At 40.4% G+C, this 13997-nt stretch carries 12 protein-coding genes; 8 read left to right on the forward strand and 4 right to left on the reverse strand.

What is annotated here, in order from left to right; translation table 11 throughout:
• Positions 1 to 592, forward strand: a 592-nt coding sequence (gene ku, locus ABI367_RS09720; protein ID WP_462231372.1) for a non-homologous end joining protein Ku, incomplete at its 5' end; no start/stop codon positions are given.
• 91 nt (positions 593 to 683) lie between these two features.
• On the forward strand, positions 684 to 1229 hold the full coding sequence (locus tag ABI367_RS09725; protein WP_462231374.1) for a YciE/YciF ferroxidase family protein: 546 nt from the start codon (positions 684 to 686) through the stop codon (positions 1227 to 1229).
• 104 nt (positions 1230 to 1333) lie between these two features.
• Here the strand turns inward: ABI367_RS09725 and ABI367_RS09730 are convergent, their stop codons facing one another.
• Both ABI367_RS09730 and ABI367_RS09735 read right to left on the reverse strand, forming a co-directional pair.
• Complete coding sequence (locus tag ABI367_RS09730) at positions 1334 to 1489, reverse strand: lmo0937 family membrane protein (protein WP_462231376.1); 156 nt, start codon at positions 1487 to 1489, stop codon at positions 1334 to 1336.
• A gap of 90 nt (positions 1490 to 1579) precedes the next feature.
• Positions 1580 to 3379, reverse strand: coding sequence for a M61 family metallopeptidase (locus tag ABI367_RS09735; protein WP_462231378.1), 1800 nt, complete (start codon positions 3377 to 3379; stop codon positions 1580 to 1582).
• Positions 3380 to 3659: 280 nt separating this feature from the next.
• On the opposite strand from ABI367_RS09735, the gene ABI367_RS09740 reads away from it, so the two are divergent.
• Genes ABI367_RS09740 through ABI367_RS09760 form a run of 5 tightly spaced genes read left to right on the forward strand, consistent with a single transcriptional unit; the run spans position 3660 to position 10585 of the window.
• On the forward strand, positions 3660 to 4829 hold the full coding sequence (locus tag ABI367_RS09740; RefSeq protein WP_462231380.1) for an efflux RND transporter periplasmic adaptor subunit: 1170 nt from the start codon (positions 3660 to 3662) through the stop codon (positions 4827 to 4829).
• 1 nt (position 4830) lies between these two features.
• Positions 4831 to 7965, forward strand: coding sequence for an efflux RND transporter permease subunit (locus ABI367_RS09745; RefSeq protein WP_462231382.1), 3135 nt, complete (start codon positions 4831 to 4833; stop codon positions 7963 to 7965).
• A 50-nt stretch (positions 7966 to 8015) separates the two neighbouring features.
• Positions 8016 to 9296, forward strand: a complete 1281-nt coding sequence (locus tag ABI367_RS09750; RefSeq protein WP_462231384.1) for a TolC family protein — start codon at positions 8016 to 8018, stop codon at positions 9294 to 9296.
• A gap of 36 nt (positions 9297 to 9332) precedes the next feature.
• Complete coding sequence (locus ABI367_RS09755; RefSeq protein ID WP_462231386.1) at positions 9333 to 9713, forward strand: response regulator; 381 nt, start codon at positions 9333 to 9335, stop codon at positions 9711 to 9713.
• A complete protein-coding gene (locus tag ABI367_RS09760) occupies positions 9710 to 10585 on the forward strand; it encodes an N-acetylglucosamine kinase (RefSeq protein WP_462231388.1) in 876 nt (291 codons plus the stop codon). Before ABI367_RS09755 ends, ABI367_RS09760 begins: the two co-directional genes overlap by 4 nt.
• Before the next feature lie 278 nt (positions 10586 to 10863).
• Here the strand turns inward: ABI367_RS09760 and lnt are convergent, their stop codons facing one another.
• Positions 10864 to 12483 carry an apolipoprotein N-acyltransferase gene (gene lnt / locus ABI367_RS09765; protein ID WP_462231390.1) on the reverse strand — a complete coding sequence of 540 codons (1620 nt, stop codon included), beginning with the start codon at positions 12481 to 12483 and terminating at the stop codon, positions 10864 to 10866.
• 118 nt (positions 12484 to 12601) lie between these two features.
• Positions 12602 to 13282, reverse strand: coding sequence for a 16S rRNA (cytidine(1402)-2'-O)-methyltransferase (rsmI, locus tag ABI367_RS09770; RefSeq protein WP_462231392.1), 681 nt, complete (start codon positions 13280 to 13282; stop codon positions 12602 to 12604).
• 105 nt (positions 13283 to 13387) lie between these two features.
• Between rsmI and ABI367_RS09775 the strand changes: the two genes are divergently transcribed.
• On the forward strand, positions 13388 to 13997 hold a 610-nt coding region (locus ABI367_RS09775), incomplete at its 3' end, for a serine--tRNA ligase (RefSeq protein ID WP_462231394.1).

The raw sequence follows: 13997 nt of genomic DNA on the forward strand, positions 1-13997 counted from the left end.
AATTGTAAAAGGTTATAAGCTCAATGACAATTATGTAATTGTGGATGAACAGGATTTTGAAGAAGCCGCACCCGAAAAAAGCAAAGTGATAGAGATACAAAGCTTTGTTGATATTGACGAAGTTAACCCCATGTATTACGAAACGTCCTATTATACCGAGCCGGACACTAAGAATAATAAAGCCTATGCACTTTTATTACAGGCATTGGTTAAATCAAAAAAAGCAGGCCTGGCACGCTTTGTACTACGTAGCACCGAAAGCCTGTGCATGGTACACCCGGTTGATAAGGTATTGGTGATTACACGCATACGTTTTGCCCAGCAAATAAGAAGCACAGAAGATTTGAACATAGCCGATGTAACTGTTAATAAAAAGGAACTGGATGTGGGCATGGCATTGATTGACCAGTATGCCGAACACTTTGATATATCAAAGTTTAGAGATGAGTACAATGAACAGTTGTTAAACATTATTAAGGCCAAAGCAAAAGGTAAACAGGCAACGGTTAAAAAACTAAAACCCCGAAAAACGACAGGTGATGATTTATACGAGCAGCTAATGGAAAGCTTGAAAACAAAAAAAGGTGCTTAATTTGCTGTATTAGGATATTTTATTTCGATATAATTAATAATTGGTATGATAAATGTATTTGCTAAAACAAATAAAAAAAACAAATACTACCATGGCAACTACCAAAGTTAAACAACCAGAACAAACAGCTGACGTACACGAATCAGCACTAAATGAATTATTTATTGATGAATTAAAGGACATTTACTGGGCGGAAAAACACCTGGCGAAAGCTTTGCCGAAAATGGCCAAAGCAGCGACATCCGAAGAATTGCGTACGGCGATACAGGACCACCTGGCCGAAACGGAGAACCATATTATCCGTTTAGAGAACGCTTTCGACTCTATAGGCGAAAATGCAGTAGCAGTAAAATGCGAAGCAATGGCAGGGTTATTAAAAGAGGGAGATGAAATTGTTGCCGAAACTGAAAAAGGAAGCCTTACCCGCGATGCCGGAATTATATCTGCCGCACAGAAAATTGAGCATTATGAAATTGCATCGTACGGTACCTTAAAAGTACTGGCCATGACGCTGGGTTACAATGAAGCCGCAGATTTATTGGATGCAACCTTACAGGAAGAAAAAAATTGCGACAGCAAATTAACCTGCATTGCTGAGGCAGGTATTAATCAGTCTGCAAAAGGCGAGAAAGAATAATAAGGTTAAAATTGCTAGAGACCGGCCATAAATGCCGGTTTTTTGTTACAAAAGAAAAGGGGATGGTAATATTACCGTCCCCTTTTCTTTAATTTAAATGCTTTTTAAAGCGCCGTTGGCCTTCTTATTATGCCTAATATAAAGGCAATAATAGCAATTACAAGCAATATATGGATTATACCGCCTGCCGAATAAAGAAAAAATCCTAATGCCCATCCTATAACCAGGATAACTGCAATAATATACAATAGTGAATTCATGGTAGTGTTATTTAGTTAATGTTTTCATAGATATTATAATAATATCCATTTGAATAAAATTGTTTTAATATCTATGAAAAACTAACCGTATTATAACGTTAACCACTTATTTCGTACGGTAATTTGCTGGTCAGACAGGTTATCCAGCGGCTCAACTTTATATTTAACCCGGGTGTTTCTAAGCAGGGTTACATTTAATGTAATAGGTAAACCATCGCGGTTAACTACTATGGTTAACCTATCGCCGGGCTTTTTGCCATTTAATATGCCATTGGTAGTGGTTAAAGGGGTACCGTTAATAGAAACCAATTCATCATTAACATTAATGCCATCTATCCATGCGGCGCTGCCGCGTGCAACTGCTGCCACTATAACTTTGCCACCGCTCACAGCGGTACTAATGCCTAGTGCCGGGTCATTACTGCCGGCATATTCGTCAGCCAATTTATAGCCGGCATATTGCAGATATTTATTATAGTCAATAGGTGTTAAGCCGTAAACGTAGTTTTTATAAAACTCGTCAAAATTTTTACCGGCAATTTTTTCAATACCCTGCTTAAACTCGGCGTCGGTGTATCCGCGTTTCTTTATTTTATAATACTCGGTATACATGTATTTCATTACATCATCTAATGATTTTGCACCTTTAGTGGTGTTAATAATTTCAAGATCGAGCAATAAAGCAATAATATTGCCTTTAGTATAGTAGGAGATAGTTGAGTTGGCCGAGTTTTCATTGGGCCGGTAAGCTTTTATCCAGGCATCGTAACTTGATTCGGCCAGTGTTTGTACTTTTGTGCCGGGGGTGTTCTCGTTCGATGTGATGTTATCTGCCATAAGCGCTAAATAATTTTCGGGCGGGTACAAATGGGTGCGTCTAACAATAATATCCTGATAATAGGCGGTAAAGCCTTCGGCTATCCAAAGGTTAGTGGTGTAGTTCTCATTATCATAATCAAAGGGCCCCAGGGCAATTGGCCGTAAACGTTTTACGTTCCATAAATGAAAATGCTCGTGTGCAACCAAACCTAAAAAACTGGCATAACCTTTCTCGTCAGCGTACTGAACGCGCGTGGCACCCAGTACACATGAGCTTAAATGCTCCAGCCCACCACCATTTTTCAAGTAATTATGTACAATAAAAGTATAGTGCTTGTTAGGGTTTTCGCCGTAAATAGCTGTTTCCTGCTGCACTATGCGGGGCATATCTTTTTTAAGGCGTTCTTTATCATAATTGCCACCGCCGCACATAGCTACCTCATATTTTACACCACCGGTTTCAAACCCAAAAACATCCTGCGTGCCAACTTCAATAGGCGAGTCGAACAAAATATCATAATTGGGCGAGTGTAGTGTAAAGGCATCATTATTTACCCGCTCTAAACTGGTCGAAACTGTCGTCCAGTTTTTATAAGGTAAAATATGTATGGTTGATGGTTGTCCAAGCATCCCATCGGGATATATAAAAATATCAGGCGACGATAAAAACGCGTGGGCCGCATCAATAAAACTGGTACGTACAGATATCTCAAAAGCGTAAACGCGGTATCTTACAGTTATAGCGGGTATACCTGTAGTATTTACGTGCCATATATTTTTCCGTATTTTTTGAATGGCTAATTCTTTTTGCCCAGCAGCCGCGCTTATGGATTCGATATTTCTTGAAAACTCCCTAACCAGGTACGATCCCGGTGTCCATACCGGCATTTTTAACTTAAGTTCTTGTTGGTTCAGGCCGCTAATGCGCATTTCAACATCAACATAATGCGCCTGTGCTTCCGGAAACGTTAAAGTATACATAATTTGTGGCGCACCTGCCGCATTGCCAGTTGTTGTAACCATAAAATTTAACAATAATAAAAAGAAGAGAATAGCATGAATTTTTTTCATGAATGCAATTTATAAATTTTATGCTTCTTTTAATTCTGCCCAATAAATATGGTTATTGTAAAATAGTTGATACAGGTAACAGATAATTTTTAATATCTGATTAGATTTATAGCCGAGTATAGATATGAATTTGATTTCACTCCTCTCCCAAAAAAATACTTCATATTTGGGAGAGCCTGTTTTGCTATGGTTTCAAAAAATAAATAAAACAGGAAAATACATCACAAACATTTAAAGCAGAAACTTAATTTCGTTTTTTTAATAAAATGATCATCATTGTATGAAAACCAGGTATATAATATACATTATACTAGCACTAGTAGTTAGTTTTTTAATTTATAACAAATTTTTTAGCGCTCGTGCTAAAAAATTAGCAGCAGTTAATGCTACTAAGGGCGGCGGACCTGGTGGCAGCGGAAAGGGCGGAAAAGGTGGACCGGGTAGTGGCGGCGGCCGAAGAAATGGCCCGATACCCGTTAAGGTGATGGTAGTAAAAGATACCGTACTCAATAATAATATTGACGTAACCGGAACTATTGATGCTAATGAAAAAGTAAGCCTTGTAAGCGAAACAGCCGGAAAAATAACAGGTATTTATTTTAATGAAGGTAGTTATGTAAAGAAGGGGCAGTTACTGGTTAAAGTATATAACCAGGATATGCAGGCATCATTAGCACAAAATAATTATAACATAGCCCTGGCAAAACAAAACGAATATCGTAACGGTGTTTTGCTGAAAAAAGAAGCTATAAGCCAACAAGAATATGATATATCACTTACATCACTTAACACGTTAAAAGCGCAAGCCGACGTTATAAAGGCACAAATTGCTAAAACCGAGATACGTGCGCCATTTTCGGGAACTATAGGATTGCGCAGCGTTAGCCCGGGTGGATACCTGTCGCCTAATACGTCAATAGCTACCCTGGTAAATATGGATCCGGCGAAGGTTACTTTTTCTGTACCCGAAAAATATCAATCTTACATAAAACCAGGTAGTAAAATAAGTTTTACCGTAACAAGTTCACTCGACAATTTTAAGGCAACCGTTTATGCTATAGAGCCATCTATTGATGTTAACTCACGTACAATTACAGTACGTGCAAAGGCCGCTAACCCAAAGGGATTGCTTAAAGCGGGAAGTTTTGCCAAAATCAATCTTGCGCTTGATCAAATACCTAATGCTATTATGCTGCCTACAGAAGCAATTACGCCAGACATTAAAGGTGATATGGTTTTTATTTATAAGAATGGTGTGGCTGTGCCCCGGCCGGTTACTACTGATTTGCGTACTGATACTAAAATTCAAATTACCAGTGGCTTAAAACCCGGCGATAGTGTAGTGGTATCTGCCATTATGCAAATGCGCCCTAAGGCTAAATTGAAATTAATTAAAGGAGATAAGGGCCCTAAAGGAGCTAAAGGTCCTAAAGGAGAAAAAAAGCAATAGCATGAGTTTATCCTCAGTTAGTATAAAAAGGCCGGTACTGGCAACAGTTATGTCGGTTGTTATAGTCGTATTCGGTATAATTGGCTATAATTTTTTAGGTATACGCGATTTCCCTTCGGTTGATCCGCCTATAATAAATGTGCGCACAACTTACACGGGTGCAAACTCAGATGTAATTGAATCGCAAATTACCGAACCGCTTGAAAAAGCTATTAACGGTGTACCGGGTATACGTAACATATCGTCAACAAGCTCAGTAGGCAGCAGTAATATTACCGTTGAGTTTGATCTGGATGCTGATTTGGAGACGGCCGCTAATGACGTACGCGACAAGGTTAGCCAGGCACAGCGCCAGTTGCCACAGGATATAACTGCCCCGCCTGTTGTTACCAAGGCCGATGCCAATGCTGATAATATTATCACATTATCGGTAAAGAGCAATAAGCGTAACATTACACAGGTAAATGATTATGCCGAAAATGTTTTAATGGAGGGGTTGCAAACCATACCCGGCGTTAGCTCTATTAACCTGCAGGGAACGCGCCAATACGCTATGCGTTTATGGATAGATCCCGCTAAATTAACAGCACTTGGTTTGGCTGCGAATGATATATCCACAGCGCTTAACCGCGAGAACGTAGAGTTACCCGCAGGAAAAATAGAAGGCAATACAACAGAGTTAAGCATACGCGCGGTGGGCAAAATGACTACCGAAAAGGAGTTTAATGATTTAATAATACGCGCTGATAGTAACCGTGTTATACGGCTAAGCGATGTTGGTTATGCCGTAATGGGATCTGCAAATGATGAGACCGCTTTTAAAGAGTCTGGTTCACTGCAGGTATCATTAGCCATTGTACCACAGCCGGGTGCTAATTATGTAGATATTGCCAAAGAATTTTATAAAAGACTCGATCAGTTAAAAAAGGACCTTCCCAGTGATATTGAACTAAAAGTATTGGTTGATAAGACCAAGTTTATTAAGCAATCAATTGAAGAGGTTGAGGAAACACTCGCTATATCATTTATACTGGTTGTAATTATTATTTACCTGTTTTTTAGGGATTGGCTCATAGCGTTCAGACCACTTATTGACATACCCGTATCATTGATTGGTACATTTTTTATTATGTATGTGTGTGGGTTTTCCATTAATATATTAACCTTGTTGGGTATTGTTTTGGCAACCGGACTGGTGGTTGATGACGGTATAGTGGTAACAGAGAATATCTACAAAAAAATAGAGGAAGGAATGGATGTGCGTAAAGCGGCTTTTCTGGGATCTGCCGAGATATTTTTCGCGGTAATTTCAACATCTGTTACCCTTGCGGCGGTGTTTCTGCCGGTGATGTTCCTTCAGGGATTTACGGGCCGCTTGTTTCGCGAATTCGCGGTGGTAGTTGCAGGTTCGGTATTGATATCGGCTTTTGTATCACTTTCATTAACACCTATGCTAAGTGTTAAATTGATACGCAAGGATCATAAAAAATCTAAATTTTATGAGCGCACAGAGCCATTTTTTGTAAAAATGACCAATGCCTATGCAGAAACGCTTACTAATTTTATGAAGCGCAAATGGATAGCTATAGTTGTTTTAGTGGCTTCACTTGGTATTATATGGGGGCTAAACGGTGTTATACCATCAGAACTTTCGCCTCTGGATGATCGTAGTTTTCTTCGTTATTCTGTAACAGGGCCCGAAGGCGCATCTTACGAATTTATGGCCAATTATATGGATAAGGTGTCAAACATGGTAGCTGATTCGGTGCCGGAAGCTAATATGAATGTGGAAATTGTTGGCTTTGGTGGCGGTGGGGCAGGCGCTGTAAATAGTGGCTTGGGGTTGGTTGGGCTTGTTGATCCTGATCAACGCAAACGCACGCAACAGGAAATTGCCGATGCATTAACAAGAAACTTACAAAAATTCCCGGATGCCAGAGCTATAGTTACCCAGGAGCAAACTATAAGTACAGGAAGTGGAGGCGGCGGACGCAGTGCGCAGCCGGTACAATACGTTATACAGAATCAAAATTTTGATAAGATACGCGAGGTATTGCCAAAGTTTATGGATGAGGTTATGAAGAGCCCGGTATTTATAACACCTGATGTTAATTTAAAATTTACCAAACCCGAATTAAGGGTTACAACGGACAGGGAGCGTGCCCGCGATCTGGGGGTTTCAGTTTCTGATATTGCAGATGCATTGCAGCTGTATTACAGTAATGGCCGTTTAAGCTATTTTTTATTAAACGGAAAGCAGTACCAGGTAATAGCGCAGGCTGATAGGGCCAATCGCGATCAGCCGCTGGATCTTAAAACACTGTATGTTCGTAATACACGCGGGCAGCTTATACAGTTAGATAACGTGGTAAAGGTTGATGAGGATGCTACACCACCTTCTATACTACACTTTAATCGTTTTAAGGCGGCAACCATACAAGCCGGTCTTGCTCCGGGTTATACCATAGGCGATGGTATAAAAGAAATGGACCGTATAGCTAAAGCGACGTTAGACGAAACGTTTAGTACCGAGCTTAGTGGGCCGTCGCGGGATTTTGCCGAAAGCGGATCAAACATTATGTACGCTTTTATATTTGCCCTGTTATTGATATACCTGGTACTGGCCGCACAATTTGAAAGCTTTAAAGACCCTGTTATTGTAATGCTTACTGTGCCATTAGCTGTAGCCGGTGCTTATTTGTCGCTATGGCTTTTTGACCAAACACTTAATATATTCGGGCAGATAGGTATAATTACCCTGGTTGGTTTGGTAACCAAGAACGGGATTTTAATTGTAGAATTTGCCAACCAGCGTATGGAGCATGGCTTGAAAAAATACGACGCCGTAGTTGAAGCTGCCACAGCCCGTTTGCGGCCAATTTTAATGACCAGCTTGGCCGTTGTGCTGGGCTCGGTACCCATAGCGCTTGCGTTGGGCGCCGGTGCAAAAAGCCGTGTGTCATTAGGTATTGTAATTATTGGCGGGATGCTATTCTCGTTAGTTTTAACATTATATGTTATACCTACAATGTATATGCTGATAGCTTCTAAAACACGCCACGATCCTGATGAGGAAGAAGAACCAACCCATAAAAAAAGCAAAAAGAGAGCCCCAAAACTAATTGATCAAGAATAAGTAACTGATAGATGAAATTAAAAATAATAGCTTGCTTCATTTTTTGTTGTATGGTTTTTACAACCACTGTAATGGCGCAAACAGCGCCGTTGCTTACTTTGAAAGAGGCCGTTGAAATAGCTTTACAAAATAATTATAACATCAAGCTATCGCAAAACTATACTACCATAGTAAAAAATAATGTAACATTAGGTAACGCCGGTTTTTTGCCATCTGTTAATGGTAATTTGTCATCAAATAATAGCGTACAAACCACCGAGGTGTTACGGGCTGATGGTGCCAGAACAGCATTTACTAACGCCCGAAATAGCAATTTAAGTTATGGTGTAAGCTTAAACTGGACCATATTTAATGGTTTTGCCATGTTTGCCAATTTAAACCAATTGAAAGAGTTGAATAAACTTGGCGATATCAATGCACGCGATACCGTTTTAAGAACTGTAAGCAATGTAATGGCTACTTATTATAATTTAATCAATCAAAATCAAATATTAATATCATTACAGGGTGCTATGCGTATTTCGCGTACACAGCTGCGTTATGCCAATGATAAGTTTTCGGTTGGTACTGTTTCAAAGTTAGATGTGCTTAATGCCGAGGTTAATTTAAATACAGATACGGCTAACTATGTATCCCAGTTACAACAATTTAAAAATACCAAAATACAGTTGAATCAACTATTGGTGAGAGATCTGCAAACCGATTTTTCTGTAGCTGATACTATTATTGTGGATGATAAGATAGTTTTTTCAGATATACTTAATAGTGCTAACACGCAAAACCCAGCTATTTTATCGGCACAAATAAATAAGCGCCTTGCCGAAATTAATTTAAAGCAGGTACGGTCAACCCGGTACCCGCAGGTAGGGGTAAGTACGGGTTATAATTTTAGTAATAGCCACTCGCCAAGCGGTTTTGCCCAGTATCAAAATGCACATGGGCTAAACTATGGTTTAACCGCCACCATTAATATATTTGATGGTTTTAACCAAAATCGGCTGGAAAAGAACGCCAAAATACAGATCGATAATTCGGAAATAAATTATAATAAAACCAAACAAACGGTAGTGGCGCAAATAAATACTTTGTATAATAACTATACGTCGGGTCTTGATCTTACCAGGCTGGGCGAAAGTAATGTAGGGGTAGCACGCCATAATTTAGATATATCATTAGAAAAATACCGGCTGGGTAACATTACCCCTTTAGAGGTACGGCAGGCCGAAGAAAATTTTTTGGATGCTCAGGTTAAATTTTTTGCTGCACAGTATCAATCTAAGATAGCGGAAATAACCTTAAAGCAAATAAGTAATAATATTAATATTCAATAATAATATTATTAAACTAAAAAGCTATTTTTGGAGTGAATGACTGGATCTTATAACACATGCCTCCTGATTGATGATAATTATATTGATAATATCGTCACGCGTAAGCTTTTGGAGAACAGCGGCTTTGCCAAAAATATAGTTATAAGCGAATCGCCTGATGACGCAGTGGAATGGCTGCGCGATGGTACGGTAATACCCGATGTTATTTTTCTGGATATCAGGATGCCCACAATGGATGGTTTTGAGTTTTTGGAACTTTACGACAAACTGACTATAGATAAGGAAAATATTAAAGTGTATTTATTATCCTCATCGCTTGACCCTGCCGACATTAAAAAGTCATCAAATAATAAATATATAACTCAATTTCTACATAAGCCCCTTACACAAAAAATACTCGAGGGAATTTCTCTATGATATTAGTTGCAGACAGCGGCTCATCAAAAACAGATTGGTTACTTTCACAACCCGGGCAGACCCCGCACGAGTTTAGGACACCTGGTCTTAACCCTTATTTTTTAACAGAAAAAGAAATCGTAAAAGTACTGCAGGATAAGGCATCAGATTTGGTAGCTTACAATACTGATGTTACCGAAATATATTTTTTTGGCGCGGGCTGTTCAAGCCCGGACAGGCACGAGATAGTATCAAACGCGTTGAGTACGCTTTTTCAAAAAGCCACCTATATAAGTGTAGATAGCGACTTGTTAGGGTCGGCTTACGCCACTTGTGGGCATGAAAAAGGATTGTGCTGTGTATTGGGCACCGGATCAAATATCTCATTTTTTGATGGCGAAGAAATACACGCCGGTAAACATGGATTAGGTTTTATTTTGGGCGATGAGGGATCGGGTACGTGGTTTGGCAAATTACTGATAACTGATTTTTTGTATGGTAACATGCCTGATGATATATATACGCAGTTTGATAAAACATACGGCCTTACCAAAGAGATAGTGGTAAACAATGTTTACCAAAAACCACGCGCCAACTCGTACCTGGCTTCGTTTGCGCGCTTTATGAATGTAATAAGGCGAACAGATTACGGGCAAAATTTATTAAAACAAGGGCTAACCGAGTTTATTGAAACCAACATTAAATCATATCCGCAATATCATAAATACAAGTGCAATTTTGTAGGCTCCATAGCCTACGTTTTTGCGGACGAACTAAAAGCACTTTGCGCCGAAAGTCATATTAAAGTGGGGAAGATCATCAGACAGCCAATACATGACTTACTGGATTATATTTTGACGAGGGAGGAGCCCCCTCTAAATCTCCCCCGGTAGGGGAGATTTTTTTGAAGCCTCCCTACCGGGCTACCGTGTACCCATATCTTTTTAATTAAAATAAATGCGATTATATGTCCCGTTAGGGACTACCTATTTGTAGAAAATAGTTTGAGTTTTAGCTTGTGCCACGTAGTGGCTACCCTTTTTTGAACGCTATTGCCCGCCCGGCAATTTAGGGTAGAGCCGATGGCTCAATTTTTTCTCTGTTTTTTTGACTACAAATAGGTAGTCCCTAACGGGACATAAATAGTCAAAAGATATGGGTACACAGTAGCCTACCGGGAAGGGTTTGGCCTTCTCACCCTTACCAAAATAAACATCATCCCTATCAGCGCCAGGAAACTGGCTGTTTTTGGTAAGTAATCACCATACTTAACATAAAAAGTTAAATCGGAGTTTAGGTTAATATCCTGCTTAATAGCCGTCCTTACCCACCATTTGGTTTGCTGTACAATATCGCCGCGCTGGTTTATAAATGCCGAGATGCCTGTGTTAGCCGATCGGCATACCCAACGCCGGGTCTCAATGGCCCGTAGTTTGGCATAATCCAAATGCTGGTCCTTACCTGAAGTGTTTTCCCACCAGCCATCATTGGTAATAATAGCAATAAACTGCGCCCCGCTGCGTACGGATCTGGCAACCCATTCGCCCCATATAGACTCATAACAAATCACCGGTGCGGCACCGATGCCGCTTTGGGCATATAAAACACCCGGTTCTTTCTGCCCGGCATACGAGCCTGTTGCGCCACCTAAATATTGAAACGCGGGTTTCAAAAATGAAAGGCTATTACCAAAAGGCAAAGCCTCCACACCCGGTACCAGTTTTGATTTATGGTAAAAGTGTACTTCGGCTGAGTTTTCAATAGTAAGCGCCGTGTTGTAGCTGTCGTAAAACTCATCAGTACCCTGTATGGCGGTAGCCGTGTTGGTTTTGCGGGTAGTAAAATATTTTTGAGTTTCGGCACCTGTGATGATAGTGCCGTTTTTGTATTTGTTTAAAAAGTGCTGCGCCTGCAAAAAATAGTTGTTGGTACGTATCTGGTCTTCGTTAATGGTTTCGGCTATGGCAGTTTCCGGCCAGATAAAAAATTCTGTATTTACCTGCCCAAGTGAGTCGGACAGATGAGTTAAAGTTTGTATCTGCTGGTAAACAGGTATGTCGCCATACTTGCTGTAAGGATCAATATTAGGCTGTACTACTACAATGTTTGATGGGTCGCGTTGCTCGGTATAATTGTAATATTTATACAACGATAAACTAAGCGGCAGTATAAAAGCTGCGGTAACAGCAATAATTAGCTGCTGTCGTCTTTGTTTTGTTTGCGCTTCGCTAAAGCCGGTATAAATTAAAAACAGCAGGATATTTATAGTCCATATCCAAATGGTGCCGCCATACACGCCGGTATATTCATACCACTGTACCCATTGATGTGTTACCGCGAAGCCATTACCCAGGGTCATCCAGGGGAAGCTTAAGTCCCAGGTTTGATGCAGGTATTCGTAGGCCATCCAAAAACATACTAAGCCAATTAATCCCTTATTTCTGTTAGTTATCAGCCTGAACCTGTAATACAACCAACACGCTGTAGCCATTAACAACGGACCTAAAGAATAAGGGATGAATGAAACTGGTATCGCTACAAAGGTGCCGGCGGTTTTTATAGAATTATAAACCCAATAAATAGAAAGGGTATTCCATACAAAAAAGCCTAAAAAGGTGGTGCCGAAAATTAGTTTGCCTTTTGTTTTTGAAGTAGATTGGATGATGTTTTCTATCGCCACCAGCATAGGCACCAGCCCGACAAATAAAAATACGGTAGTATAATGCATAGGCGGCCAGGCCAGCCAAAGCAACAGACCCGATAACAGGGATAGTAGGATGTTTTTTTTCATAATCATAGAAGGCCCGTCATTGCGAGGAGTGAAACGACGTGGCAATCTCTACACGATAGTTATCCACCTGTCGTGTAGAGATTGCTACGCTACGCTCGCAATGACGCATAGTTAATGTTTAATTTTTCCCTGCCACACAAATCACAAACTCGCCCTTTACCGGGTGGGTCTCAAAATATAGTTTTACCTCGGTTACTGTACCGCGAACGGTTTCTTCAAACATTTTGGTCAGCTCGCGCGATACGGATATCTGTCGGTCTGCACCAAAATAGGTTGTAAATTCATCCAGTGTTTTTAATAAACGGTGCGGCGACTCGTACAGTATAATGGTACGCTCTTCATCAGCCAAAAACTTATAACGGGTTTGGCGCCCTTTTTTTAAGGGTAAAAATCCCTCAAAACAAAACTTATCCGTAGGGAAGCCAGAGTTAACCAGCGCCGGCACAAAGGCCGTAGCGCCGGGAAGGCACTCTACCGCAATGTTAAACTTTAAAGCCTCGCGCACCAAATAAAAACCCGGATCAGATATGGCCGGTGTACCCGCGTCGGATATCAACGCGATATTTTTCCCTTCCAGTAAAAACTTTACAATTTCGTTAGATGACTGGTGCTCATTATGCTGATGGTGCGAAAATACTTTTTGATGAATATCAAAATGCTTTAACATAGGTGCCGAGGTACGGGTATCTTCGGCCAGTATCAAATCGGCTTCTTTTAAAACACGTATGGCCCTAAAGGTCATATCCTCCAGGTTTCCTATCGGAGTGGGTACAAGGTATAGTTTACCTGTTTGGTTCATGGTTCATGGTTGATAGTTCATAGCAGTTATTGGTCGCGGACAAAAATCCATGAACCATGAACTATAAACTATGAACTAATTATATCTTTGCCTAAAAATAAAACAATGCTGCAAGTTAGTTATATCCGCGATAACAGGGAACAGGTTTTAGAACGTTTGGCTGTAAAAAATTTTAAACAGCCCGAATTAGTTGATGAAATTATTCAACTGGACGAAAAACGCCGTCAAACTCAAAACCTTTTGGATAATATTTCGGCAGAGGCCAACGCCGCCGCCAAACAAATTGGCGAGCTGATGCGTAACGGGAAAAAGGACGAAGCGGAGGGTGTAAAAGCAAAAACAGCGTCTTTTAAAGAAGAAATAAAACAACAAGGCGATCAGTTAGCTGTTATTGAAGAAGAACTATACCAAAAACTGGTATTGCTGCCCAACCTGCCGCATTCATCAGTACCTAAAGGCTTAACGCCCGAAGATAATGAAGTGGTTTTAGAGCATGGTAACAAACCCGAATTGCCGGCCAATGCCCTGCCACACTGGGAATTGGCCGCAAAATATAATATTATAGATTTTGAATTGGGTGTAAAAATTACCGGCGCGGGTTTCCCGGTTTATAAAGGCAAAGGCGCAAAATTACAACGCGCGCTCATCAGTTTCTTTTTAGATGAGGCCGAAAAAGCCGGGTATAATGAGGTAATGCTGCCGCTAATGGTTAATG

Origin of the sequence: Mucilaginibacter sp. (assembly GCF_039935595.1) — a bacterium.
Classification (GTDB): Bacteria; Bacteroidota; Bacteroidia; order Sphingobacteriales; family Sphingobacteriaceae; genus Mucilaginibacter.

Excerpts from the sequence above, each read along its gene's own strand:
- ABI367_RS09730 (WP_462231376.1), bottom strand. The coding sequence starts at position 1,489 with ATGAATTCACTATTGTATATTATTGCAGTTATCCTGGTTATAGGATGG.
- ABI367_RS09755 (WP_462231386.1), top strand. The coding sequence starts at position 9,333 with ATGACTGGATCTTATAACACATGCCTCCTGATTGATGATAATTATATT.
- ABI367_RS09760 (WP_462231388.1), top strand. The coding sequence starts at position 9,710 with ATGATATTAGTTGCAGACAGCGGCTCATCAAAAACAGATTGGTTACTT.
- ABI367_RS09725 (WP_462231374.1), top strand. The coding sequence starts at position 684 with ATGGCAACTACCAAAGTTAAACAACCAGAACAAACAGCTGACGTACAC.
- rsmI (WP_462231392.1), bottom strand. The coding sequence starts at position 13,282 with ATGAACCAAACAGGTAAACTATACCTTGTACCCACTCCGATAGGAAAC.
- ABI367_RS09740 (WP_462231380.1), top strand. The coding sequence starts at position 3,660 with ATGAAAACCAGGTATATAATATACATTATACTAGCACTAGTAGTTAGT.
- ABI367_RS09750 (WP_462231384.1), top strand. The coding sequence starts at position 8,016 with ATGGTTTTTACAACCACTGTAATGGCGCAAACAGCGCCGTTGCTTACT.
- lnt (WP_462231390.1), bottom strand. The coding sequence starts at position 12,483 with ATGAAAAAAAACATCCTACTATCCCTGTTATCGGGTCTGTTGCTTTGG.
- ABI367_RS09735 (WP_462231378.1), bottom strand. The coding sequence starts at position 3,379 with ATGAAAAAAATTCATGCTATTCTCTTCTTTTTATTATTGTTAAATTTT.
- ABI367_RS09745 (WP_462231382.1), top strand. The coding sequence starts at position 4,831 with ATGAGTTTATCCTCAGTTAGTATAAAAAGGCCGGTACTGGCAACAGTT.